The 335-nt window shown below is 57.9% G+C and carries 1 protein-coding gene; it reads right to left on the bottom strand.

Features of this window, described 5'->3' with window-relative positions:
* Positions 1-335: condensation domain-containing protein (locus BHC62_RS06565; protein ID WP_143007495.1), on the bottom strand; the 335-nt coding region annotated here is incomplete at both ends.

Genomic DNA, 335 nt, shown 5'->3' with positions numbered 1-335 from the left:
CGCAGTTGCTCCTTGACCTGTTTGATGGCTTCGCCCAAATCCTGGTGGGCGGTCAACTTGACCGGATACAGGCTGGTGAACCAGCCGACAGTGCGAGTCAGGTCGATATCATCGAACAGCGATTCGCGGCCGTGGCTTTCCAGTTGGATCAACACGTTTTCGCGCGCGGTCCATTGGCTGACTGCACGGGTGAGGGCCGTGAGCAGCAGATCATTGATTTGTGTGCGATAGGCTGCGGGTGCGACTTGCAGAAGTTGTTGGGTCAGGGTTTTGCTGAGTTGGATATCGACAGTCGTCGCCTGGGTGTGCCGCTGGCTGCCTTCAGGGTTTGCGTG

Origin of the sequence: Pseudomonas sp. 06C 126 (assembly GCF_001855215.1) — a bacterium.
Lineage (GTDB): Bacteria > Pseudomonadota > Gammaproteobacteria > Pseudomonadales > Pseudomonadaceae > Aquipseudomonas > Aquipseudomonas proteolytica.
Note: the sequence above shows the minus strand (reverse complement) of the source record. Positions and strands in the feature narration are given on the sequence as shown.